The organism is Streptomyces sp. NPDC012835, from assembly GCF_042900885.1.
Classification (GTDB): Bacteria; Actinomycetota; Actinomycetes; order Streptomycetales; family Streptomycetaceae; genus Streptomyces.
This window is the reverse complement of sequence record NZ_JBIBBW010000008.1, coordinates 212,942-236,313: the sequence shown is the minus strand read 5'-3', so window position 1 is coordinate 236,313 and position 23,372 is coordinate 212,942. Positions and strand designations below refer to the sequence as shown.

At 71.4% G+C, this 23,372-nt stretch carries 20 protein-coding genes; 4 read left to right on the top strand and 16 right to left on the bottom strand.

Annotated features, from left to right (window positions below; translation table 11 throughout):
- Positions 1–10: 10 nt before the first annotated feature.
- From ACFY6S_RS28290 to ACFY6S_RS28280, 3 genes are all read right to left on the bottom strand, one after another.
- Positions 11–349 (bottom strand): P-II family nitrogen regulator, encoded by a 339-nt coding sequence (locus ACFY6S_RS28290; protein WP_388814569.1) that lies wholly within the window; start codon positions 347–349, stop codon positions 11–13.
- Entirely contained in the window at positions 346–1,635 is a 1,290-nt protein-coding gene (locus tag ACFY6S_RS28285) for an ammonium transporter (RefSeq protein WP_388814571.1), read from the bottom strand. The genes ACFY6S_RS28290 and ACFY6S_RS28285 overlap by 4 nt, the downstream gene beginning before the upstream one ends.
- Positions 1,636–1,970: 335 nt before the next feature.
- Positions 1,971–3,449 carry a hypothetical protein gene (locus ACFY6S_RS28280; protein ID WP_388814573.1) on the bottom strand — a complete coding sequence of 493 codons (1,479 nt, stop codon included), beginning with the start codon at positions 3,447–3,449 and terminating at the stop codon, positions 1,971–1,973.
- Between the two features lie 474 nt (positions 3,450–3,923).
- On the opposite strand from ACFY6S_RS28280, the gene ACFY6S_RS28275 reads away from it, so the two are divergent.
- A complete protein-coding gene (locus ACFY6S_RS28275) occupies positions 3,924–4,595 on the top strand; it encodes a bifunctional DNA primase/polymerase (RefSeq protein WP_388814575.1) in 672 nt (223 codons plus the stop codon).
- Positions 4,596–4,762: 167 nt separating this feature from the next.
- Here ACFY6S_RS28275 and ftsY read toward each other — a convergent pair whose 3' ends face one another.
- Complete coding sequence (ftsY, locus tag ACFY6S_RS28270; protein ID WP_388814576.1) at positions 4,763–5,971, bottom strand: signal recognition particle-docking protein FtsY; 1,209 nt, start codon at positions 5,969–5,971, stop codon at positions 4,763–4,765.
- 170 nt (positions 5,972–6,141) lie between these two features.
- Between ftsY and ACFY6S_RS28265 the strand changes: the two genes are divergently transcribed.
- Positions 6,142–7,608, top strand: coding sequence for a purine-cytosine permease family protein (locus ACFY6S_RS28265; protein WP_388814578.1), 1,467 nt, complete (start codon positions 6,142–6,144; stop codon positions 7,606–7,608).
- Positions 7,609–7,612: 4 nt separating this feature from the next.
- On the opposite strand, the gene ACFY6S_RS28260 is transcribed toward ACFY6S_RS28265, so the two are convergent.
- The 4 genes from ACFY6S_RS28260 to ACFY6S_RS28245 form a co-directional block, all read right to left on the bottom strand.
- A complete protein-coding gene (locus ACFY6S_RS28260) occupies positions 7,613–9,034 on the bottom strand; it encodes a sugar porter family MFS transporter (RefSeq protein WP_388814579.1) in 1,422 nt (473 codons plus the stop codon).
- Between the two features lie 262 nt (positions 9,035–9,296).
- Positions 9,297–13,001, bottom strand: a complete 3,705-nt coding sequence (locus ACFY6S_RS28255) for an AAA family ATPase (RefSeq protein ID WP_388814580.1) — start codon at positions 12,999–13,001, stop codon at positions 9,297–9,299.
- Between the two features lie 199 nt (positions 13,002–13,200).
- Complete coding sequence (locus ACFY6S_RS28250; protein WP_388814582.1) at positions 13,201–13,419, bottom strand: hypothetical protein; 219 nt, start codon at positions 13,417–13,419, stop codon at positions 13,201–13,203.
- Between the two features lie 381 nt (positions 13,420–13,800).
- The gene (locus ACFY6S_RS28245) at positions 13,801–14,082 is read right to left on the bottom strand and encodes an acylphosphatase (RefSeq protein ID WP_388814583.1); all 282 of its coding nucleotides are present in this window, start codon (positions 14,080–14,082) and stop codon (positions 13,801–13,803) included.
- A 147-nt stretch (positions 14,083–14,229) separates the two neighbouring features.
- Between ACFY6S_RS28245 and ACFY6S_RS28240 the strand changes: the two genes are divergently transcribed.
- On the top strand, positions 14,230–15,195 hold the full coding sequence (locus tag ACFY6S_RS28240) for a CAP domain-containing protein (RefSeq protein ID WP_388814585.1): 966 nt from the start codon (positions 14,230–14,232) through the stop codon (positions 15,193–15,195).
- A 117-nt stretch (positions 15,196–15,312) separates the two neighbouring features.
- A complete protein-coding gene (locus ACFY6S_RS28235) occupies positions 15,313–15,720 on the top strand; it encodes a winged helix-turn-helix transcriptional regulator (protein ID WP_388814587.1) in 408 nt (135 codons plus the stop codon).
- Here the strand turns inward: ACFY6S_RS28235 and mutM are convergent.
- From mutM to recG, 8 genes are all read right to left on the bottom strand, one after another.
- Positions 15,710–16,570: a bifunctional DNA-formamidopyrimidine glycosylase/DNA-(apurinic or apyrimidinic site) lyase gene (gene mutM / locus ACFY6S_RS28230; protein WP_388814589.1), complete on the bottom strand. Its 861-nt coding sequence runs from the start codon at positions 16,568–16,570 to the stop codon at positions 15,710–15,712. The two genes, ACFY6S_RS28235 and mutM, sit on opposite strands and share 11 nt — an antisense overlap.
- Positions 16,571–16,664: 94 nt before the next feature.
- Complete coding sequence (gene rnc / locus ACFY6S_RS28225; RefSeq protein WP_388814591.1) at positions 16,665–17,540, bottom strand: ribonuclease III; 876 nt, start codon at positions 17,538–17,540, stop codon at positions 16,665–16,667.
- 19 nt (positions 17,541–17,559) lie between these two features.
- The gene (gene rpmF / locus ACFY6S_RS28220; RefSeq protein WP_053675094.1) at positions 17,560–17,733 is read right to left on the bottom strand and encodes a 50S ribosomal protein L32; all 174 of its coding nucleotides are present in this window, start codon (positions 17,731–17,733) and stop codon (positions 17,560–17,562) included.
- Between the two features lie 2 nt (positions 17,734–17,735).
- Entirely contained in the window at positions 17,736–18,371 is a 636-nt protein-coding gene (locus ACFY6S_RS28215; protein ID WP_388817791.1) for a YceD family protein, read from the bottom strand.
- A gap of 194 nt (positions 18,372–18,565) precedes the next feature.
- The gene (locus ACFY6S_RS28210; RefSeq protein ID WP_388814593.1) at positions 18,566–19,768 is read right to left on the bottom strand and encodes an ATP synthase F0 subunit B; all 1,203 of its coding nucleotides are present in this window, start codon (positions 19,766–19,768) and stop codon (positions 18,566–18,568) included.
- Positions 19,769–19,868: 100 nt separating this feature from the next.
- Positions 19,869–20,348 (bottom strand): pantetheine-phosphate adenylyltransferase, encoded by a 480-nt coding sequence (gene coaD / locus ACFY6S_RS28205; RefSeq protein ID WP_388817794.1) that lies wholly within the window; start codon positions 20,346–20,348, stop codon positions 19,869–19,871.
- A 26-nt stretch (positions 20,349–20,374) separates the two neighbouring features.
- A complete protein-coding gene (gene rsmD, locus ACFY6S_RS28200; RefSeq protein WP_388814595.1) occupies positions 20,375–20,959 on the bottom strand; it encodes a 16S rRNA (guanine(966)-N(2))-methyltransferase RsmD in 585 nt (194 codons plus the stop codon).
- Between the two features lie 218 nt (positions 20,960–21,177).
- Complete coding sequence (recG, locus tag ACFY6S_RS28195; RefSeq protein ID WP_388814597.1) at positions 21,178–23,367, bottom strand: ATP-dependent DNA helicase RecG; 2,190 nt, start codon at positions 23,365–23,367, stop codon at positions 21,178–21,180.
- Positions 23,368–23,372 lie beyond the last annotated feature (5 nt).

Below are 23,372 nucleotides of genomic sequence, written 5' to 3'. Positions count from 1 at the left end.
GTTCCCGTCTCTAAAGTGCGTCCGGGCCGCGTTCGCCGGTCCGGACCCGGACCGCCGTCTCGACCGGCACGCTCCATACCTTCCCGTCACCGATCTTGCCGGTGCGGGCGGCCTTGACCACCACATCGATGAGCTGTTCGGCGTCGTCGTCCTCGACCAGTACCTCGATACGGATCTTCGGTACGAGGTCGACGGTGTACTCCGCACCCCGGTAGACCTCGGTGTGGCCGCGCTGCCGGCCGTATCCGCTGGCCTCCGTGACCGTGAGCCCCTGGATGCCGAAGCCCTGGAGGGCTTCCTTGATCTCGTCCAGCCGGTGCGGCTTCACGACTGCGGTGATGAGCTTCATGCGTCCACCTTCTTGCTCGTCGCGCCGGCGACGGTTCGGTCCTGGGCGGGGGCGGCGACGCTACTACGGCCGGACGGGGAGCCCCCGACCGCGCTGTAGTCGTAGGCCGATTCCGCGTGGTACGCCATGTCGACGCCGCTGGTCTCGTCGTCCTCCGAGGCACGGAAGCCGATGGTGGCGTCGACGATCTTGGCGAGGATCCAGGAGACGACGAAGGAGTACGCCATGACGGAGAAGGCTCCGACGGCCTGCTTGCCGAGCTGGGTGAGACCGCCGTCGCCGCCGGTGGCGAGGAGGCCGACCAGCAGGGTGCCGATGACACCGCCGACGAGGTGGACGCCGACGACGTCGAGGGAGTCGTCGTAACCGAGCTTGTACTTGAGGCTGACGGCCCAGGAGCAGATCGCACCGGCGACGACACCGATGAGGATGGCGCCGAAGGGGCTGACGTTGGCCCCGGAGGGCGTGATCGCGACGAGACCGGCGATGGCGCCGGAGGCGGCGCCGAGCGTGGTGAAGGCGCCGTGCCGGATCCGCTCGTAGGCGAGCCAGCCGACCATCGCGGCGGCGGTGGCGATCTGCGTGTTGAAGGCCATGAGCGCGGCGGTGCCGTCGGCGGCCAGCTCCGAGCCGGCGTTGAAGCCGAACCAGCCGAACCACAGGAGGGCCATGCCGAGGACGACGAGCGGCAGGCTGTGCGGCCGCATCGGGTCCTTCTTGAATCCGATGCGCTTGCCGACCACGAGGACCGCGGCGAGGGCGCCGACACCGGCGTTGATGTGGACCGCCGTGCCTCCGGCGAAGTCGATCACACCGAGGCTGTGCAGCCAGCCGTCGCTGCTCCAGACCCAGTGCGCGACCGGGAAGTACACCACGGAGACCCAGAGGGTGATGAACAGCGCCCAGGCGCTGAACTTCACGCGGTCGGCGAGCGCGCCGCTCATCAGCGCCGGGGTGAGGATGGCGAACATCATCTGGAAGAGGGCGAAGGCGAAGACCGGGATTCCGGTCTTGCCGTCGGTCAGGAGGTCGACCGAGATGCCCTTGAAGCCGATGTGGTCCAGGTTGCCCAGGAGGCCGCCGCCGATGTCGTCGCCGAAGGTCAGTGAGTATCCGTACAGGACCCACACGACGCTGACGATCGCGAGCGAGATCAGGGACATCATGAGCATGTTGAGGGCGCTCTTCACCCGCACCATGCCGCCGTAGAAGAATGCCAGGCCGGGCGTCATCAGCATGACGAGCGCGGCACTGATCAGTACGAATGCGGTATCTGCGCCATTCAAGGCCAGCGTCTCCTCGTGGGTCGGAACGGCCCGTGCGGATGCTCAGGGTTGGGGCCGACTGTGCTGAGGAGATTGGCGCAGCGCGGTTTCGGCCAATGCCGCTCGTTGTTTCGCGGCAGTGACGAAGGCGTCCCGTGTGTTACGTGCCGGTGAACCCGCGGGTCCGGCCCGGTGTCGGCGCCTACCATCGGCGGGCGTCACCGGAACATCGAAAACCGGCCGCGGCCGTCACCCTGCTGTCCTGGCGGCGGGGGAGCCGTGTCGGGCTGTACGGGGTGAGGGCCGCGGCCGGAGCCTGGGGCGGGCGCGGGCGGCGCGAGGGGCGGGCCAGCGGTTCAGACGGCCTCCGCGGATTCGGGCAGCCGGGCGGCGATCCGCTCGGTGAGGTCACTGACCTCCCCGACGTGGCCGAAGTCCCTGGCGGCCGTGGAGAGCGTCTTGCGGAGCCGGGTGTTGACGCGCTCGGAGCGCACCTTGGCGGCCACCTCCATGGCCTGTTCCGCGAGGGCCGTGGACTGCTCGGGCTCCTTCTTGAGGAGGTGGACGGTGGCCATGCCGATGAGGTTCAGCGCATACGACCGCTGGTGCTCCTTGTCCTTGCCGAACAGCTCGACGGCGCGCCGCATGACCGGCTCGGCGAGGGAGGCGTAGGTGGGACTGCGGCCCTCGACGTAGGCCAGGTCCCGGAACGAGTGGGCGTTCTCCCCGTTCAGCTCGGCCTCGGAGAAGAAGCGGATCCAGTCGGGCTCGGGCTCGCCGTGCGGGTCGATGTCGCAGAAGGTGTCCTCGGCCATCCGGACGGCGCGCTTGGCCCTGCTGGGCCGGCCCAGATTGGCGTATGCCCGCGCCTCCATCGCATACAGCATGGCCTGCGTCCTGGGGGTGGCGCTGTCGCGGCTGCCGTACTGCGCGAGGTGGATCAGCTCCAGCGCGTCGTCGGGCCGGCCCAGGTGGATCATCTGGCGGCTCATGGAGGAGAGGATGTACGAGCCGAGCGGCTTGTCCCCGGCCTCCTTGGCGGCGTGCAGGGCGAGCACGAAGTACTTCTGCGCGTTGGGCTGGAGCCCCACGTCGTAGCTCATCCAGCCTGCCAGCTCGGCGAGTTCCGCCGCGCACCGGAACAGCCGCCTGGAGGTGGCCTCCGGCTGCGGTTCCTGGAGCAGGTCGGTCAGCTCGTGCAGCTGGCCGACGACGGCCTTGCGGCGCAGTCCGCCGCCGCATTTGGCGTCCCACTGCCGGAACATCGCGGTGGTGGACTCCAGCAGGTCCAGCTCGGGGCCGGAGAGCCGGGTGCCGCGGGGCAGCGGCTCCGGCCGCGCCTCGCCGCGGGCCGGGTCGCCGCCCGGCGTGGGCACCAGCCAGCGCTGCATGGGCTCCACCAGCGCGGGCCCCGCGGCCAGCGCCAGCGAACTGCCGAGGAAGCCGCGCCGCGCCAGCATCAGATCGCTGCGGGAGAAATCGCTGATCAGGGCGACCGTCTGCGGGCCCGACCACGGCAGGTCGACCCCGGACACCGAGGGCGAGCGGTGCGCGGAGCGCAGCCCGAGGTCCTCGACGGCGATCACGGCGCCGAACCGCTCGGAGAACAGCTCGCCGAGGATGCGCGGGATCGGTTCGCGCGGCTGTTCGCCGTCGAGCCAGCGGCGTACGCGGGAGGTGTCCGTGCTGATGTGGTGCGCGCCCATCTGGCGCGCCCGTCGGTTGACCTGACGTGCCAGTTCGCCCTTGGACCAGCCACTGCGCAGGAACCACGAGCCGAGTTGCCCATTCGGGCGCTTGCCGGTGTTCGTACCGTCCGCGCCACTGCCGTCCACCGGAAAGCCCCCATCCACCGAAAACCTGTGATGCCCTGCCGCGCCGAAAGGTGTCCCCGCGCGGAGTCGACACTGTCACCGCGCGAACGGGTATCAGAATGCCGCGAGTGATGGCCCCGTGTCCGGAGCTTGCACCCCTTCGAACAGGAAACCGAGTTGCCGTTGGCATACCCACGGGCGTGTCGGTCCCGCAACCCGTGCACCGAAAGTAATCCTACGATCACCCGTCCAGCGAGGGTGGCGGCACAATCGCCACCATTCGCCACCCCTTCGAATGAACTGGCCCCCGACAAGGCGCGATTGACTTGACACACCACGATCAGGGACGGCGCACAGTGGCATTCCGGGGCGCACGAGACGCGCAACACCCCCTCGGTACTTCTTCGCGCCGCCCGGATCACCCCGGTGGCGACGGAGTGTAACGGGCACACTGCGACACGTAACCACCGGCGAGTCCAACCCGTTGGAGGGGGCATGGTCTTCACGATCGGCGGTATCCGGACGATGAGCGGCATCCGGGAGACGCGCTCCGGCTCACGCCGCCGCGCACGCGCCTTTGAGTGCACCGAGGTGGCGGAGTACACCGGGCTCTGGGGGTGGGACGTGACCCCCGGCGCCCCGGGCACGGCCGGGAGATGCTCCTGCGGCCGTACGGGCTGCGCCGCGCCCGGCGCCCATCCGCTGGGCCGGGACGAGATCCCGGCGGGTTCGACGCTCGGGGAGGTCAACGCGGCGTGGTCCCGGGTGCCGGGTGCGACGGTGCTGCTCCCGGTGGGCCGGAGCTTCGACGTCATCGATGTCGCGGAACCGGCGGGCAGCCGGGCCCTGGTCCGGCTGGAGCGGATGGGGCTGCCCGTGGGCCCCGTCCTGGCGACCCCGGCCGGGAGGGCGCACTTCTTCGTCGCGCCGGGAGCCTCGGCGGAGCTGCCCGAGCTGCTCTACCGCATGGGCTGGGACGACGCGGACCTCGATCTGCACGCCCTGGGCCCCGGTACGCACATCGCGGCCCCGCCGTCGCGGGTGGCCGGCCTGGGCCCGGTCCGCTGGCTGCGCCCGCCGTCCCTCGACACGGCGGCCGGACCGCCGCAGGCCCGGCTGCTGCTCGGCACTCTGGCGTACATCTGCCACCGCTCGGCCGCCAGGTAGCGCCGCCGGACAGCGCCGCCAGACAGCACCACCGGGCAGCGTCACCGGGCCCGCGGCACCGCCCGGTACGCCGAGCGCACCGGGCGTACGGCGGGGGACGGGACCGGAACAGGCCCCGTCCCCCGCCGTGTCACGGTCCCGCTTCGCGCCGCGCCCCGGTCCGTACCTCAGTCGCCGATCAGCGCGTCCACGAACGCCCCGGGCTCGAACGGCGCCAGATCGTCGGGCCCCTCCCCCAGACCCACCAGCTTCACCGGCACGCCCAGCTCCCGCTGGACCGCGATCACGATGCCGCCCTTGGCCGTACCGTCCAGCTTGGTCAGCACGATGCCGGAGATGTCCACGACCTCCGCGAACACCCGCGCCTGCACCAGCCCGTTCTGCCCGGTGGTGGCGTCCAGGACGAGCAGCACCTCGTCCAGCGGACCGTGCTTCTCCACGACCCGCTTGACCTTGCCCAGCTCGTCCATCAGACCGGTCTTGGTGTGCAGCCGGCCCGCCGTGTCGATGAGGACGACGTCCGCGCCCTCGGCGATGCCCTCCTTGACCGCGTCGAAGGCCACCGACGCCGGGTCGCCGCCCTCCGGACCGCGCACCGTCCGGGCCCCGACCCGTTCGCCCCAGGTCTGGAGCTGGTCGGCGGCGGCGGCGCGGAAGGTGTCCGCCGCGCCGAGCACGACCGAGCGCCCGTCCGCGACCAGCACCCGCGCCAGCTTGCCGGTCGTCGTGGTCTTGCCGGTGCCGTTGACCCCGACGACCATGACGACGGCCGGGGTGTCCAGTCCGCTCTCGGTCTTCACCACCCGGTCGAACTCCGGGTCGAGCAGCTGGACCAGTTCCTCCCTGAGCAGGGTGCGCAGCTCCAGCGGGGTGCGCGTGCCCAGCACCCGCACCCGCTCGCGCAGCCGCTCCACCAGCTCCTGGGTGGGCGCGACACCGACGTCGGCGGTCAGCAGGGTCTCCTCGATCTCCTCCCAGGTCTCCTCGTCCAGGTGCTCACGGGAGAGCAGGGTGAGCAGCCCCTTGCCGAGGGAGTTCTGGGAGCGGGCGAGCCGTGCGCGCAGCCGGACCAGCCGGCCCGCCGACGGCTCGGGGACCTCGATCTCCGGCGGCGCCGCGGCGGGCGGTTCCTCGACGACGACCGGCGCGCCGCCGGAGTCCGGGAGGCCGACCTCCTCGATGGTGCGGCGCGGTTCGTCGCGCGGGGTCTCCGCCTCGTCGCCGACGTGCGGCTCGGCGGGCGGAGCGGTGATGGTCGGCGTGCTCGACGGCGCCGAGGGCGGCAGCTTCTTCTTCTTGCGGCTGCCGACCACGAGTCCGCCGATGGCGCCGATGGCGACCAGGGCGATGACTACAACAAGGATGACGGTTTCCATAACCCACCCAGTATCAGCCACGGCCGCCCCGGGCCCCGGATTCGGCGGATCGAACAGGAATCCCGGTCGCGATTTGGACCTTTTGCCCCATACATACGATGCTGGTGGTTCTGGGCATCGCCCGGACTCCGCTCCCCCCAGGAGCCCCCACCTCTGTACGGAGCCTTGTCATGCCCCACGCCTCCTCCTCCGAAGGCGCGATAGAGACCCGCGGTCTGGAGCCCGTCCCCGACGACGAGCGCACCGGACACGTCCGTGAACTCTTTCCCACCTGGGTCGCCGCGAACATCAGTGTGCTGCTGCTCACGATGGGGGCCGGTCTGATCGTCTACAACGGTCTGAACCTGTGGCAGGTGCTGGCCGTGGCGCTGGCGGCGCCCGTCGTCTCGTACGGCATCGTGGGGCTGATCTCGGTGGCCGGAAAGCGCGGCGGGGCGCCCGGCATGGCGCTCTCGCGCGCGGTCTTCGGCCAGCGCGGGAACCTCTTCCCGGGGACGCTGATCTGGGTGGCCCGCTGGGGCTGGGAGACGATCAACGCGGTCACCGGCGCCTACGCGATGCTGTCGGTGCTGGACCTGCTCTTCGGGGTACGGCGCAGCACGCCGTTGATCGTGGTGACGCTGCTGCTCTTCGTGGCGTGCACCTTCCTCGTCTCCGGGCTGGGCATCAACGCGCTGCGGGTGTGCAGCAAGTGGTCCGCTTATCTCTTCGGGGCGTTCAGCGTGCTGGTGCTGATCCATCTCGTCACGCACACGGACTGGGCGGCCGTCTTCGCGCGGCCGGCGGGGTCGACCGCCATGATGATCGCCGGTATCGGCACCATCGCGGCGGGCGGGATCAGCTGGGTGCCCTCGGGCCCGGACTTCACCCGCTATCTGCCGCGCGCCGCCTCGGGGCGGGCCATGGTGGGCTCGACGATCGGCGGCGCGGGGATCGTGGTGGTGCCGATGGTGCTGATGGGTGCGGTGATGGCGGTCGCCACGCCGGATCTGGCCGCCGCGCAGGACCCGGTGTCCTTCATCGGGGAGCTGCTGCCGACCTGGATCTCGGTGCCGTATCTGCTGATCGCGCTGATCGGCATGGTGCTGATCAACTCGATGTCGATGTACTCGGCGGGCTTCACGGCGCAGACGCTGGGCATCAAGGTGCCCCGCGCGTGGGCGGTGAGTGTCAACGCGGTGATCAGCCTGGTTCTCGGCTTCCTGCTGATGGTGGTGGCCACCAGCTTCATCGGCTCGTTCATCTCGTTCCTGACGCTGCTCGCCGTGGCGTTCTCGGCGTGGATCGGCGTGTTCGGCGTGGACATGCTCCGGCGGCGTACCTACGACGGCGCGGCGCTGATGGACACGGGGCGCACCAGCGGCTACTGGTACCGGGGCGGCTTCGCGCCGTCGGCCATGGTGTCCTGGGGTACGGCGCTGGTGGTGGGCCTGCTCTTCACGGAGGTGGAGTGGTTCGCCGGCCCGTTCGCCGGGACCTGGATCGGGCGGAACGGGCTGGGCTGGGCCGTGACGATCCTGGTGGCGGCGGCGCTGTACGCGGTGCTGCCGCGCGAGCGCGCGAAGACCCCGGCGCCCGACGCCGGTTCGGCGGCGGGCGCCGGGGCCGGGGAGGGTACGGAGAGCCTCCCGGTGTGACGGCTCAGCCCATCTCTTCCAGCGTCTTGCCCTTCGTCTCCTTCACGAACAGCAGCACGAAGGGAACGGAGAGCGCGGCGAAGCAGGCGTAGATGACGTACGTCCCCGACAGGTTCCAGTCGGCCAGGCTCGGGAAGCTCGCGGTGATGGCCCAGTTGGCGATCCACTGCGCCGAGGCGGCGACGCCGAGGGCGGCGGCCCGGATCTTGTTGGGGAACATCTCGCCGAGGAAGACCCAGACGATGACGCCCCAGGACAGCGCGAAGAACAGCACGAACACATGGGCGGCGATCAGGGCGACGGTGCCCTCGGTGCTGGGCAGCTTGCCGTCGACCAGCTTCGCCGAGAAGGCCCACGCCTCGCAGGCGAGCGCGACCGCCATACCGAGGGAACCGGTCAGCGCGAGCGGCTTGCGGCCGACCCGGTCCACCAGGACCATCGCGATCACGGTACCGATGATGTTCACGATCGAGGTCGTGAACGAGTAGAAGAACGAGCTGGACGGGTCGATACCGACGGACTGCCAGAGCGTCGCCGAGTAGTAGAAGGCGACGTTGATGCCGACGAGCTGCTGGAAGACCGAGAGCCCGATGCCCACCCAGACGATGGGCAGGAAGAGGAAACCGCCGCCGCCCAGCAGGTCCTTGAAGGTCGACTTGTGCTCCCGGCGCATCGCGTGCTGGATCTCGGCGACCCTGGCGTCCAGGTCGACGCCCTTGCTCTCGACCTCCGCGAGGACCTCCTTGGCGCGGTCCACCCGGCCGACCGAGATCAGGAAGCGCGGCGACTCGGGGATCGCGAGGGAGAGCAGGCCGTACAGCAGCGCCGGGACCACCATCACGCCGAGCATCCACTGCCAGGCTTCCAGCCCGAGCAGCTTGCCGCGCTGGTCGCCGTCGGCCAGCTGGAGGATTCCGTAGTTCACCAGCTGGGAGACGGCGATGCCGACGACGATGGCAGCCTGCTGGAAGGAGCCGAGCCGGCCGCGGTAGGCGGCCGGGGAGACCTCGGCGATATAGGCCGGGCCGATCACCGACGCCATGCCGATCGCGAAGCCGCCGATGACGCGCCAGACCGCGAGGTCGTAGATGTTGAACGGCAGCGCGGAGCCGACCGCGCTGATGGTGAAGAGCACGGCGGAGATCTGCATGCAGCGGATACGGCCGATCCGGTCGGCGATCCGGCCCGCCGTGGCGGCGCCGATCGCACAGCCGATCAGGGCGATGGCGATGACCTGGGCGAGAGCGGCGGAGCCGATGTCGTACCGGCTGCGAATGGCTTCGACAGCGCCGTTGATCACCGAACTGTCGTAGCCGAAGAGGAAACCGCCCATCGCGGCGGCCGCCGTGATGAAGATGACATGGCCGAGATGGTCCGGATGAGCCGCCCGGCCTCCGGGCGGCGGAGCCTGCGCTGTGCTGGTCACGTGTTCTCCTGGGGCCGCCCGGCTGCGTCGCCGGGCGTGGGGGGGCGAGCCCTTCCAGTGGTACATAACTCGCCGTCAGGCACCACCTGAAGGGAAAAGCAACGCGAACGAGGTTATGCCTTCACTTCATGAAGCGATATTCGTGGCCGCCTCGGACATATTTCCCACCACACTCCCCACAGAATGTTCAAGTCTCGGCGGCACGCGCGCTCGACGCGGTGGCTCACGCCCTGGGCGCGACGAAGGCCGACGCGACCCCGGCTCACCGGAGTCGCTGGCTGATGACCTTGGACACTCCGTCACCCTGCATGGATACCCCGTACAGCGCGTCGGCGACCTCCATGGTCCGCTTCTGATGCGTGATCACGATGAGCTGGGAACTCTCCCGCAATTCCCGCATGATGCGGATCAGCCGCTGGAGATTGGTGTCGTCGAGCGCCGCCTCCACCTCGTCCATCACGTAGAACGGGCTCGGCCTGGCCTTGAAGATCGACACCAGCAGTGCGACGGCCGTCAGCGAGCGTTCGCCGCCGGAGAGCAGCGACAGCCGCTTGACCTTCTTCCCCGGCGGCCTGGCCTCCACGTCCACTCCGGTGGTGAGCATGTTCGCCGGGTCGGTCAGGATCAGCCGGCCCTCGCCACCGGGGAAGAGGCGGGAGAAGACGCCCTCGAACTGCTCGGCGGTGTCCCGGAACGCCTCGGTGAAGACCTGCTCGATCCGCTCGTCGACGTCCTTGACGACCAGCAGCAGATCGGCCCTGGTCTTCTTCAGGTCGGCCAGCTGCTCGGAGAGGAACCGGTGCCGCTCCTCCAGCGCCGCGAACTCCTCAAGAGCCAGCGGATTCACCTTTCCGAGCTGCTGATACGCCCGTTCGGCCGCCCGCAGCCGCTTCTCCTGCTCGGACCGGACGTAGGGCACCGGCCGGTGGCGCGGGTCGGCCGGATCGTCCGGCAGCTCCTCGCCCTCGGCGGGCGGAGACGGCGGTACGGGCTGATCGGGGCCGTACTCGGCGATCAGCCCGGCCGGCTCCACGCCGAGTTCCTCCAGGGCCCTGGCCTCCAACTGCTCGATCCGCAACCGCTTCTCGGCGCCGAGCACCTCGCCCCGGTGGACGGAGTCGGTGAGCCGGTCCAGCTCGCTCTTGAGGGCGCGGCCCCGGTCGCGCTCGGCGGTCAGCTCCTGGTCCCGTACGGCCCTGACCTCCTCGGCGGCGGCCCGCTCGGTCGCGGCGCGTACGACCGACACCTCGACGTGCGCCAGCAGTTGCCGGGCGCCGGCCGCGACCGCGCCGGCCACCCGGGCCTCGTGGCGCAGCCGCGCCCGGCGCCGCTCCGCGCGGTCCCGCGCCTCGCGCTCGGCGCGGGCGGCCCGGTCGAGCCCGTCGGCCCGGCCCGCGAGCGCCTTCACCCGCTCCTCGTGGGTGCGCACCTGGAGGCGCGCCTCCATCTCGGTCTGCCGGGCGTTGGCGCCGTCGGCCGCGAGCCGGTCCCGTACGGAGGTGTCGGGCTCGTCGTCGTCCTCCCCGGAGGGGGAGGACTCCTCGGCGTTCAGCAGCCGTTCGGCCAGTTCCTCCGCCTCGGCGGTGGCGCGCTCCAGGGCCTCTTCCGCCCGGGCGACGGCCGCGGCGGTGCGCTCGGCCTCTCCCTCGGCGCCCCTGGCCTGCCCGGAGAGCCGTCCGAGCCGCCCGGAGACCGCGGACCTCTCCCGGTCGGCCGCCCGGCGCAGGGAGTCCAGTTCCTCCGCGTGCGCGGCGCACTCGGCCCGCCGCGCGGTGGCGGTGCGCTGCGCCCCGGCCAGTTCGGCGCATCGTACGTCCAGCTCCGCCAGTTCGGCCGCCGCCTCGTCGACGGAGGCCCGTACCTCCAGCAGACTCGGCGCTCCGGCGGAGCCGCCGTGCGCGAAGTGGGTGCCCAGCACGTCGCCCTCCGCGGTCACGGCGGTCAGCTCCGGGTGGGCGTCGAGCAGTTTCTCGGCGTCTTCGAGCGTCGCGACCACCACCGTGTCGCCCACCAGCCGGGCCACGGCCGCCATCAGCCGGTCCGGCCCCCGGAGGAGGTCGACGACGTACGGCGCGGCGGTCGCGGTGCGTACGGAGCCGGGCGGGTCCTGCGGACGGGGGCCGGTGCGGCCGGCGTCGGGGGCGGCGCTCTGCGGGGGAACCCCGGCCGGGGCGGGCGCTGCGGTGGGGTCGGGCCCGCCCGGCTCCTCGGTGGCCTGGCCGGGAACGCCCGCCACCGGCTCGGCCGGCGGGCCGCCCAGCAGGAGGGCCGCGCGGCCCGCGTCCTGCCGGCGCAGCAGGCGGATGGCGTCGGCGGCGGCCGCGGGGTCCGAGACGGCGATGGCGTCGGCGGCGGCGCCGAGGGCGGCGGCCACCGGGATCTCGTGCCCGGGGGTGACGGTCAGCAGCTCGGCCGCCGGGCCGAGGAGTCCGGTGAGGCGGTCGCGGGCGTCGAGCAGCGCGCCGGTGCCGTCCTTGCGGCGCAGGCCGAGGGCGAGGGCGTCGTGGCGGGCGGTGAGCGCGGCGCGGGCGCGCTCGGCAGTGGTGGCGGCCTCGCGCGCGGCGGTCAGGGCGCTCTCGGCGTCGGACAGGGCGCGCCGGGCCGTCTCGTACCGGCGTGCCAGTTCCTGGTCCTCGGCGTCCAGGCCGGCCACTTCGGCCTTGAGCTGTTCGTACTCCGCCCGCGCGGTGGCGGCGCGGGCGGCCGCGTCGTCGTGGGCGGCGGCGAGGCGCCCGATCTCGGCGCGGGCGGAGGCGGCCCGGCCGCGGGCGGCGGTGACCTGGCCGGAGAGCCGGGCGAGCCCCTCCCGGCGGTCGGCGAGGGCGCGGGCGGCGTCCTTCAGCCGGCGTTCCTCGGCGGCGAGTCGCCGTTCCAGCTCGGCGCGGTGCGCGACGGTGTCCTCGCGCGCGTGCTCGGCGGCCTCCAGTGCGGCGGTCAGCTCGGCCTCCTGCTCGCGGATCCGGGCGGCCTCGCGCTCCAGGTCCTCGGGGTCGCGGCCCCTGGGCTCCTCCGGGGGCGCGGCGGTGGCGCTGGTGACCCGCGCGTCGGCGAGCGAGATCGTGCCGCGGACCCGTTCGGCCAGCTGGGACAGCTCGTACCAGGTCTGCTGGGCGCGCTGGAGCCGCGGCGCGAGCCGCCGTACCTCGTCCTCCAGCTCGGCCTCGCGGATCAGCGCGGCCTTCAGCCTGCTCTCCGCCTCCTCCTTGCGGCGCTTCAGCTCCGCCTCGTCGGCGATCTCGGTGCGCAGAGCGTCACGGAGCGTCACCAGGTCGTCGGCGAGCAGGCGCAGGCGCGCGTCGCGCAGATCGGCCTGGATGACGGCGGCCCGCCGGGCGACCGCGGCCTGCCGTCCGAGCGGTTTGAGCTGACGCCGCAGTTCGTCGGTCAGATCCTGGACGCGGGCGAGATTCGCCTTCATCGCCTCCAGCTTCCGCAGGGCCTTCTCTTTCCGTTTGCGGTGCTTCAGAACTCCCGCGGCCTCCTCGATGAAGGCGCGGCGGCCCATGGGGTCCGCGTGCAGTACGGAGTCGAGCCGCCCCTGGCCGACGATCACGTGCATCTCGCGTCCGATGCCGGAGTCGGAGAGCAGTTCCTGGATATCGAGCAGCCGGCAGGTATCGCCATTGAGCTGGTATTCGCTGCCACCGTTGCGGAACATGATCCGCGTGATGGTGACCTCGGCGTAGTCGATGGGAAGCGCGCCGTCGGAGTTGTCGATGGTGAGGGAGACCTCGGCGCGGCCGAGCGGTGGTCTTCCGGTGGTACCGGCGAAGATCACGTCTTCCATTTTTCCGCCGCGCAGGGATTTCGCGCCCTGCTCCCCCATCACCCAGGAGAGCGCGTCGACGACATTCGACTTGCCGGACCCGTTCGGGCCCACGACGCAGGTGATACCCGGCTCGAAGCGCAGCGTCGTGGCGGCGGCGAAGGATTTGAACCCGCGCAGGGTCATGGCCTTGAGGTGCACGCCGCCGGACTCTACCCGGCGCGGATCGTCCTTCGTCGGTTTCACCGGGGAACGCGCTGGGCACATCAGTCGTTAAGAAAGAGCCCGGGCCGCCAACAATGCTTCGTGGAACGGAAGATGGAAAGAAAGAAGGGACGCCGAAGCGTCCCTTGCATATCTTGCGAAAGTGTCTCTCACCTGACCCCGACGGGGGCTGTCGTCAGGTGAGCGCAGGCTCCGCCTGGGGTACGTCCATGTCGATGCTGTCGAGCAGCGACTCTCCGGGGTGCTGTGCGACGGCGGCGTTCAGTACGTCATTCTCGGACTGAATCCGTACGAGTTCGGATTCGAGGTCCTGGACGCGCTGCTGAAGCCGTCGCATCTCGGCGAGGAGTCGCGGGTCGGAGCCGCCGACATAACCGAGAAGCGCCTTTGCCATGATGAATGGTCCTCCACAATGAGTGACCGACCGGATGCGGTGTGGGTCGTGAGGGAAATCGCACCCGCGGTGCCCGGCAGTGCTTGTTCTTCACTGCGGTTCCTGCTGCCGAACAACTGGGGTGCGCGGGGATTCCAGAGTCTCACCAAAAAGTTTGACGGTCAACACGATCACAGCCCGTGCCGACGGGCGGCCGGGGGCTCGGGGCCGCTCGCGTCGCGGCGCCGGCTCTCTCGCGGGGCCCTGGGGCGCGGAGATCGGGGTGTCCCCGCGAAGCCTGGCACGACCGGCCGTTCCTGGCAACCACCAGGTCATCGCTGACCTGCGGATATGCCAGTGGCATTCCGTGGCCTCCGCACGGCCGGCCGAGCGGTGGACGGATCAGCGGATGGCGAAGCTCTCGTAGCCGCCGCGCGGGGTGTCCCAGATCTCAGTGACTCCGGTTACCCGCCCGGGTGTGTCGGCGGACCTCAGCCACTCCAGCAGGCGGTGGCAATTCTCACGCGGCCCCTCGGCGACGACCTGCACTCTGCCGTCGTCCAGATTGAGGGCGAATCCGGTGAGCCCTCCGATCTCCAGAGCGTTCGCCCTGGTGAACCAGCGAAAGCCGACTCCCTGTACTCGACCGCGCACCCAGGCGGTGAGACGTACCTCTTCATTCATGCCCGCAAGCATGCCCGCAGCCCGACCGGCCGATTGGCCGCGGGGCCCGGCGCCCCCAGGTGCCATGCCGTACAGTCCCCTCGCAATAAGCCTCACTCGTACGGGTGAGTCACGTTGTCGTCGAGATGTATGAGGAAGGCACAACGGATGGGACGCCACCGACGGAACGACGCGTCCGGCGTCTCCCCCGACGCCCCCACGAAGGGCTCGTACGGAGACGCGACCGGGGCCACCGGGCACGGCGGGCAGGGCGCGCGCGGAGCCACGCGCCGCAAGGGGCGGGTGGCCCGGCCGGTCAGGACCGGGCTGCTGGGCGCCTCCGCCGCCATGGCGGTGGGAGCGGTCGCGGTCGCCTCCGGCCTGCTGCCCGGCGGGGGGCAGTTCACCGTCAACGGGGGCGGCGCCACCGGCGAGCAGATCCGCAGCGACGCGGCGCCCGAGCTGGAACAGCAGGGCGGTTCCTCCGAGGAGCCCAGCCGCGACGCCTCGGTCTCCCCGAGCCGCGGTGCCGAGCGGACGAAGGCGCCCACGAAGTCGGCGTCGCCCTCCGCCAAGCCGAGCGCCACCCCCTCGAAGGAGGCCAAGGGCGCCGCGGCGCCGCCGAAGCCGACGGCGACCGAGGCGCCCTCGGGCTCCGGGTCGGGTACGGCCCCGGGCTCCGACGGGAACTCCGCCCCGGCCTCCGGCACGGCGCCCACCACCGACAACGCCACCGAGCACACGACATCCGCGCCCGACTCCTCCACCGCGGCCGCCGTCCTCTCCCTGGTCAACCAGGAGCGGGCCAAGGTGGGGTGCGCGGCGGTGCGTGCCGACGCGAGTCTGGACGCGCTGGCGCAGGCGTTCAGCGACGACATGGCGGCGCGCGGCTTCTTCGACCACACCGACCCGGACGGCAGAACGCCCTGGGACCGGGCCGACGAGGCGGGCGTCAAGAACCTCGGCGGCGAGAACATAGCCAGGGGGCAGGCCACCGCCCAGGCGGTGATGGACTCCTGGATGAACAGCGACGGCCATCGCGCGAACATACTGAACTGCGACTACACCCGGCTCGGCGTCGGGGTGCACACCGGCTCCGGCGGTCCCTGGTGGACCCAGGACTTCGGTTTCTGACCCGTACAGCCACCGGTCCAGCGGCCCGTGCGCCGCGCCGCGCCGCGACCGCTGACCAACCGACTGCGGGAAAGCGCCACCTGTGGGGTGGCGCTTTCCGGTTGTAAGGTGACCGATATGGACGGTCATCCCACCGACGGCGGCCTCCCCGCCTTCGACGTCTTCTCCCGGCGGTGCCCCTCGCGCCCCGCCCTGGAGCATGTGACGGGCCGCTGGGGCTCCCTGACGCTCGGCGCCCTGTCCTGCGGCCGGCTCCGCTTCAACGAGCTGCGCCGCCGGGTGGACGGGGTGAGCGAGAAGATGCTCTCCCAGACACTGCACGCGCTGGAACGGGACGGGCTCGTCCACCGCGAGGCGCAGCCGGTCAACCCCCCGCGCGTGGACTACGAGCTGACCCCGCTGGGCCGGGAGGTCGCCGGGCGGCTGCTGGGGCTGATCGCACTGCTCGAAGGACGGATGCCCGAGGTGCTCTCGGCCCAGGAGCGCTACGACACGGCGCGGGACGCCGTGCGCCCTACGGAGTGACGCGCGGCGCGGGCTGGCAGCGCGGGCAGAAGTAGCTGGACCGGTTCATCCAGGGCCGCCGCCGCATCGGGGTCCCGCAGCGACGGCAGGGCTCGTCCTCCCGCCCGTAGGCGTCCAGTGACCGGTCGAAGTACCCCGACTGGCCGTTCACATTGACGTACAGGCTGTCGAAGCTGGTGCCGCCGGCGTCGAGGGCGGCGTTCATCACGTCCCGCGCGTGTCCCAGCAGCTCCGCCGCGCGGGGCCTGGTGAGGGTCGCGGTGGGGCGTTCGTAGTGGAGCCTGGCGCGCCAGAGCGCCTCGTCCGCGTAGATGTTGCCCACACCGCTGATCAGGGACTGGTCGAGCAGGGCGCGCTTGACGGTGGTACGGCGCAGTCGCAGCGCGGCGAAGAACGCGGCGTCGTCGAACTCCGGGTCCAGCGGGTCGCGGGCGATGTGCGCGATGACGTCCGGTACCCCGTCCGGGGTGTTGTCGTGCACCGAGAGTCCGCCGAAGGTGCGCTGGTCCACGAAGCGCAGCTCGGTGGCGAGGTCGTCGGCGAAGCGGATCCTGATCCGCAGGTGCTTCTCGTCGGGCGCGGACCGGGGCTGGACGAGCAGCTGACCGCTCATCCCCAGGTGCCCGAGGACCGAGGAGTCCGTGTCCGTGAGGGGCAGCCAGAGGTATTTGCCGCGTCTGCGGGCCGCGCCGACGGTGTGCCCCTCCAGCCGGGCGGCGAAATCCGCGCCCCCGGCGAGGTGGCGCCGTACCGCGCGCGGGTGGAGCACCTCGACCCCGGCGACGGTACGGCCGGTGACCCAGCGCGCGAGTCCACGCCGGACGACTTCGACCTCGGGCAGCTCGGGCACGTCGACTGACTCCTCATGGGGCTGGGGGGAACGGGAGACGCCCCTCGCGCCGGGAGGGACGCGAGGGGCGTATCAGGAAGGGGAGCACCCGGGCTCAGGCGTCGGCCGGATCCACCGGGGTCCGGTCCGCGGGACCGGCGTCCGGCGGGGCCTGCTCGGAGGGTACCGAAGAGGTGTCGGCGTCCGCTTCGGTCCCGGGCTTCGCCTCGGACGGGGTTCCGCCCGCGGCCTTCCGCTCGTCCGCGGCGGTCCGGATGGCCCGCCAGGCGGACTCGGCAGCCTGCTGCTCCGCTTCCTTCTTGCTGCGGCCGGTGCCGGTGCCGTACGAGACACCACCGACGCGGGCGGCAGCGGTGAAGGTCTTCTCGTGGTCGGGTCCCGTCTCCGTGACGAGGTACTCGGGCACGCCGAGCCCTTCCGCCGCGGTGAGTTCCTGGAGGCTGGTCTTCCAGTCCAGGCCGGCCCCGAGATTCGAGGACCTGTCGATCAGCGGGTCGAAGAGCCGGTGCACCAGCTCGGACGCCGCGTCGAGGCCCTGATCCAGATAGACGGCGCCGATCACCGCTTCAAGGGTGTCGGCGAGGATGGACGCCTTGTCCCGGCCACCCGTGCCCTCTTCGCCCCGGCCGAGCCGGATGAAGGAGCCGAGTTCGAGGCCGCGGCCCACTTCCGCAAGCGCACGCGAGTTGACCACCGCGGCCCGCAATTTGGCCAGCTGGCCTTCAGGCAGGTCGGGGTGGATCCGGTAGAGCGTGTCCGTGACCACCAGGCCGAGCACCGAATCCCCGAGGAATTCGAGCCGCTCGTTGGTGGGCAGACCGCCGTTCTCGTACGCGAACGAGCGATGGGTCAGCGCACGCACCAGAAGGGCGGTCTCGAGCTGATACCCGAGCCGCCCTTCCAGAAGCGTGTGGGACGAGGCTGTGCTGACATTGTCTGTCTGCTTCTTGGCATGGGACAGTTCAGACATTGAGCCTCTCACCAGCCGCTCAGACCTCGAGGACCTGGCGCTTGTTATAGGTGCCGCAGCTCGGGCACGCGATGTGCTGGAGCTTCGGCTCCTGGCAACGCTCACACGAAACCAGGTTGGGGACCGCAGCCTTCCACTGCGACCGGCGGTGGCGCGTGTTGCTGCGCGACATCTTCCGCTTCGGAACAGCCACGGCTACTTCTCCTGCTTCTCGTCGACGCCCGCTTCGGCGCCGCCCATGTTGTCCTTCTCGCCGTCCTTGACGGTCTCGGCGAGTCCCTGCAGTGCCGCCCAACGGATGTCGACGGCGTCATGGTGATGGTCCGGGTTCTCGTCCAGCCTGATCCCACATGTGGAACACAGACCGGCACAGGTCTCCCGGCACACCGGCTGCATCGGCAGTGCGAGCACCACCGCGTCACGCAGCACAGGTTCGAGGTCGAACAAGCCGTCCTCGATGTAGAGCCTCTCCTCGTCCTCGGCGTCGTCGGCCGGCTCCGCGCGGACGCGGCCCCGGTCGTCGGTGTCGTGGTACGAGAACAGCTCCTGGAAGTCCGCCGCCACTTCTTGGCTGAGCGGCTCCAGACACCTTACGCACTCCCCCTCGGCCGACGCACGGGCGGTGCCCGTGACGAGCACCCCCTCCATGACCGATTCGAGGCGGAGGTCCAGCTCCACGGGCGCGCCCTCGGGCGCGCCGATCACTCCCGCGATACCGAAGTCCTTGGGGGCGGGCACCGAGCGGGTCACCTTCCTGAGCGCACCAGGACGCCGCCCCAGCTCGTGTGTGTCGAACACGAGGGGGTTGAGGTGGTCGAGGCGCGCGTTCAGGGCTGGTTCCCGCTTTCGGATCGTGAGGAAGGGGCCGCCACCGTCGCGAGAGCGAAGCGGGCAGCCTGAGCCGCGGGTATGCACGCGGCCGAAGGACCAGGGTACTGGACCGGTCGCCGTAGGCCCAATCCAGGTGGCCCCCGCCGGGTGGGCCGGGCCGCGGCGACGTGCGCCGGAGCCCGGGGGAACCCGTCTCAGAGACCTTGCTCGTACCGGCGCAGCTGGTCGATGTCGATCATGCTGGTGTCAAAGAGACTGGTCTCGTCCAGCGCGCTCTGCGGGTCGGCTCCCCGGGACGGGACGGCGGGCGGGGCCGGGGGCAGCGCGGGCATCGGGGAGTGCGACGGGACGCCGGGCTGCTGCCAGCCGTAGTCGGGGTCGTAGCCCTGGTTCTGCGCGGGGACCTGGCCGTACTCCTGCTGCTGGTACGCGTACGGGTCCTGCTGCTGGTAGCTGTAGGCGTCCTGCTGCTGGTAGCCGGGGTAGCCGCCGGTGTCGGCGGCGGCGTAGGCGGGGTCCTGGTAGCCGGGCTCCGCCGGGGCGTAGGCGGGGTCCTGGTAACCGGTGTCCTGCTGCGGGTAGCCGGGGTCGGCGTACGGCTGCTGGACGGGCGCCGGGGGCGCCGGGACCTCCTCGGGCGGAGCGGGCGTGCGCGCCGGGGCCGGCGCGCGGAGCGACTCGCGGGGGGTGCCGGCGAGGTCCGCCAGATAGTCCGCGTCGCTGGTGCGCCCCTGCGGTCCCGCCGCGTCCTGGGCCGCCATGTGCGCGCCCAGCTCGTCCGACTCCGTACGGCCGTGCAGCTTCTGCCGGCCGCGGCCGACGGCTTCGAGGGTCTTGGAGAGCACGGCCTCGAAGGCGCCGATCTTGGCGTCGACGTACTCGTCGGCCCGCCGGATCAGGGTCTCGGGGTCCGCGCTGTACTCGGGGGCGTCGTCGTCCTCGCCGCCGCCCTGGGAGCGGCCGAGCAGCTTGTCCCTGCCCCGGTCGACGGAGCCGATGGTCTTGGTGAGGACGACCTCGAAGTTGGCGAGCTTGGAGTCGACGTAGTCGTCGGCCTCCGCGCGGATCTCCTCGGCGTCCCTGCGGGCCTCCGCGAGGATGCGGTCGGCCTCCTCCTGGGACTGGCGGGCGACGGCGGTCCCCGAGATCAGGGTGGAGCGCTCGGCGTGCGCGCTCTCGATGATCCGGTCGGCCTCCCGGCGGGCCTGCTCGGCCAGCTGCTCCTGGCCGCCGAGCAGCTCCTGGGCCTGGGCGAGCGATCCGGGGAGCGCCTCCCGTACCTCTTCGAGCAGCGCGAGCAGCTCGGCGCGGTTCACCACGCAGGACGCCGACATGGGCATGGAACGGGCGCTTCCGACCGTGTCGACGATCTCGTCGAGCTTCTTCTGCACGTCCACCGGGTGCTCGCCACTCTCTACAGCTGGTATGGAGACGGACGCCACGACTGTACGGCCAGTTCGCGCCCCGCCGACACCCGGTGACGGCCCGTCGGGAGCGTCAGCGCTTGCCCAGCCGCTCCGTGACGGCCCGGTGGACCGCCGGGGGGAGCAGGTGGGAGACGTCGCCGCCCCAGGTCGCGACCTCCTTGACCAGCGAGGAGGAGAGGAAGCTGTAGGTGGGGTTGGTGGGCACGAACAGCGTCTCGACGCCCGAGAGCCCGTTGTTCATCTGGGCCATCTGGAGTTCGTAGTCGAAGTCGCTGACGGCGCGCAGTCCCTTGACGATGGCCGGGATGTCGCGCTGCTTGCAGAAGTCGACGAGCAGACCGTGGAAGGACTCGACCTCGACGTTGCCGAACTCGGCCGTCACCTCACGGATCAGCTCGATCCGCTCGTCGATCGAGAACAGCCCCTTCTTGGACTGATTGATCATCACCGCGACGTGTACGACGTCGTACAGCTTGGAGGCACGGGCGATGATGTCGAGATGTCCATTGGTGATGGGGTCGAAGGACCCCGGACAGACGGCGCGGCGCAACTGATTTCCCTCGCTCTCCGGTCCGGTCATCGTGCGTCTTCGCACATAGAGGCGGCGCGACCGTACCAAAGCGTTCCCTCGCCGTAGCGACGTGAGCGCAGTGGTTCGAACCCGGCCGGCCAGCTGAACTCCCCGCCCCTGGTGCTGCGTTCCACGGTGGCGACCGCGTCGGCTCCGAGCCAGCCCCCGGTGCGGAGTGTGAGGAGGATCTCCCGCAGACCGTCGTCGGTGACCGCGTACGGCGGGTCGAGGAAGACCAGGTCGTACGGGTCCCCCGGCGGCGGTCCCGTGACGGTCTGCTCCGCCTTCGCGTGCCGGACCTCCGCACCGGGCAGCCCGAGCGCCCGTACGTTGTCCCGGACGGTACGGGCGGCACGGGCGTCGGCCTCCACCAGGAGCGCGTGCGCGGCGCCGCGCGAGAGCGCCTCCAGGCCGACGGCGCCGGAGCCCGCGTACAGATCGGCGACCCGGCTGCCCTCCAGGGTGCCGAGGAGCGACTCCCAGCTGGAGAAGAGGGCCTCCCGGGCGCGGTCGGAGGTGGGGCGGGTGCCGGTGCCGGGCGGTACGGCGAGACGGCGTCCGCCGGCGGCCCCGGCGATCACGCGGGTCATGGGTGTCGGTCCTCGGTTCGTGGGCGGGGCGGGCGATGCCGCCCGCGTGGGGCGCGGGGGCGGGTGCTGCTCCCACGATATGGCGTACCCGGCGGGCGGGCCCGGCCGGTCACCCCCCTGACTTCGCGTCCCGGCCCCCTACTCCGTACCGGACCCCCGCTGATCCTCCCGGACCATCCGGTTCCGGTTCTCCCGGGAGGCGCTTGCCGAGGGACCGCTCAGCCCTTGTCGAGGAACTGCTCGCGCTCCGCGTCCAGCAGCGCGTCCAGCGCCGTGCGCAGCTCCGGGCTGCCCGTCAGCTCGGGATCGGCGGCGACCACCGCGACGGCCTCCTCGCGGGCGGCGGCGATGATCTCCTCGTCCTCGATGACGGCGAGCATCCGCAGGCTGGAGCGCACCCCCGACTGCGCCTGGCCCAGGACATCACCCTCGCGGCGCTGTTCGAGGTCGATGCGGGACAGCTCGAAGCCGTCCAGGGTGGTGGCGACCGCGCCGAGCCTGGCCCTGGCCGGGCTCGCCTCCGGCGCGTCGGTCACCAGCAGACACAGGCCGGGCGCCGAGCCCCGGCCGACCCGGCCGCGCAGCTGGTGCAGCTGGGAGACGCCGAACCGGTCCGCGTCCATGATCACCATGGCGGTGGCGTTGGGCACGTTCACCCCGACCTCGATGACCGTGGTCGCGACGAGGACATCCACCTCGCCCGCCGCGAAGCGGCGCATCACGGTGTCCTTGTCGTCGGGCTGCATCCGGCCGTGCAGCACCTCGACCCGCAGCCCGGCCAGCGGTCCCGCGGCGAGCTGCTCCGCGACCTCCAGCACCGCGAGCGGCGGGCGCTTCTCCGCGTCGTCCGCCGCCTTGGCCTTCTTCTTGGCCTTCTCGTCCTCGTCGTCACCGATCCGGGGGCAGACGACATACGCCTGGTGGCCCTTGCCGACCTCCTCACGGACCCGCTCCCAGGCGCGGGCGAGGAAGTGCGGCTTGTCCTGGGCCGGGACGACATGGCTGGCGATCGGTGAACGGCCCGCCGGGAGCTGGTCCAGGACGGAGGTCTCCAGATCGCCGAAGACGGTCATCGCGACCGTGCGCGGAATGGGTGTGGCCGTCATGACCAGCAGGTGCGGGGGCTGCTTGCCCTTGGAGCGCAGCGCGTCGCGCTGCTCCACCCCGAAGCGGTGCTGCTCGTCGACGACGACCAGTCCCAGATCGTGGAAGCGCACCTTGTCCTCGATCAGCGCGTGCGTACCGATCACGATCCCGGCCTCGCCGGTGACCAGGTCGAGCAGCGCCTGCCGCCGCGCGGCCGTGCCCATCGAGCCGGTGAGCAGCACGACCTTGGTCGCGTTCCCCGCGCCCCCGAGCATCCCTCCCTCGGCCAGCCGGCCCATCATCTCCGTGATGGACCGGTGGTGCTGCTGGGCGAGGACCTCGGTGGGCGCCAGCATGGCGGCCTGGCCGCCCGCGTCCACGACGGTGAGCATGGCGCGCAGCGCGACGAGCGTCTTCCCGGAGCCGACCTCGCCCTGGAGCAGCCGGTGCATGGGGTGTTCGGTGGCGAGGTCCGCGAAGATCTCGGCGGTGACCTTCCGCTGTCCCTCGGTGAGGGTGAACGGGAGTGTGGCGTCGAAGGCGTCCAGGATGCCGTCCGCCACCGGGGTACGGGCCACGGCGGGCAGCTGCGCGTCCGCGTACCGCCGCCGGGCCAGGGCGACTTGGAGGACGAATGCCTCGTCCCACTTCAGACGGGCTCTGGCGGACTCGATGTCGGCCCTGGTCCCGGGCCGGTGGATCTTGAGCAGCGCCTCGGGCAGCGGGACCAGTGCGCGGCCCTCGCGCAGCGCGGGCGGCAGCGGGTCGACGGCTTCGGCGGCCCGGGGCAGCACCGCGTCGACCGCTTTGGTGATCTTCCAGGACTCCAGCCCCTTGCAGGCGGGGTAGATCGGGATCAGCCGGCCCGCGAAGGAGTCGACGGCGTCCTCCTCGCCGTCCCTGCCCAGCGGGACGTAGGTGGGGTGCGCGAGCTGGAGCTTGCGGTTGAAGACGGAGACCTTGCCCGCGAACATCCCCCGGCTGCCGGGCGGCAGGTCCTTCTGCGGCTTGTGGAGTCCCCTGCCGAAGAAGACCAGTTGGAGCCGGCCGCTGCCGTCGGTGAGGGTGATCTCCAGCCGTTGGCCGCGCCCGTGGTTGAACGTCAGCACGCGGGAGTCCGCGACCTGCGCGACCACGGTGACGTCCTCGTCCAGCGGGAGGTCGGCGAGGGTGGTCAGCTGGCCGCGCTCCTCGTACCGCCGGGGGTAGTGGTGCAGCAGATCGCCGACCGTGTGCAGGTCGAGGTGTTCGGCCATCACCTTCGCGGTGGCGGGGCCGAGCGTCTTCTTGAGAGGTTCATCCAGCGCGGACACGCGGTCCATCTTCG

Bases quoted from the DNA above. Each gene is read 5' to 3' on its own strand.
- ACFY6S_RS28290 (WP_388814569.1), bottom strand. From the start codon at position 349: ATGAAGCTCATCACCGCAGTCGTGAAGCCGCACCGGCTGGACGAGATC.
- ACFY6S_RS28275 (WP_388814575.1), top strand. From the start codon at position 3,924: ATGGTCTTCACGATCGGCGGTATCCGGACGATGAGCGGCATCCGGGAG.
- ftsY (WP_388814576.1), bottom strand. From the start codon at position 5,971: ATGGAAACCGTCATCCTTGTTGTAGTCATCGCCCTGGTCGCCATCGGC.
- ACFY6S_RS28265 (WP_388814578.1), top strand. From the start codon at position 6,142: ATGCCCCACGCCTCCTCCTCCGAAGGCGCGATAGAGACCCGCGGTCTG.
- ACFY6S_RS28250 (WP_388814582.1), bottom strand. From the start codon at position 13,419: ATGGCAAAGGCGCTTCTCGGTTATGTCGGCGGCTCCGACCCGCGACTC.
- ACFY6S_RS28245 (WP_388814583.1), bottom strand. From the start codon at position 14,082: ATGAATGAAGAGGTACGTCTCACCGCCTGGGTGCGCGGTCGAGTACAG.
- ACFY6S_RS28240 (WP_388814585.1), top strand. From the start codon at position 14,230: ATGGGACGCCACCGACGGAACGACGCGTCCGGCGTCTCCCCCGACGCC.
- ACFY6S_RS28235 (WP_388814587.1), top strand. From the start codon at position 15,313: ATGGACGGTCATCCCACCGACGGCGGCCTCCCCGCCTTCGACGTCTTC.
- rnc (WP_388814591.1), bottom strand. From the start codon at position 17,540: ATGTCTGAACTGTCCCATGCCAAGAAGCAGACAGACAATGTCAGCACA.
- rsmD (WP_388814595.1), bottom strand. From the start codon at position 20,959: ATGACCCGCGTGATCGCCGGGGCCGCCGGCGGACGCCGTCTCGCCGTA.
- recG (WP_388814597.1), bottom strand. From the start codon at position 23,367: ATGGACCGCGTGTCCGCGCTGGATGAACCTCTCAAGAAGACGCTCGGC.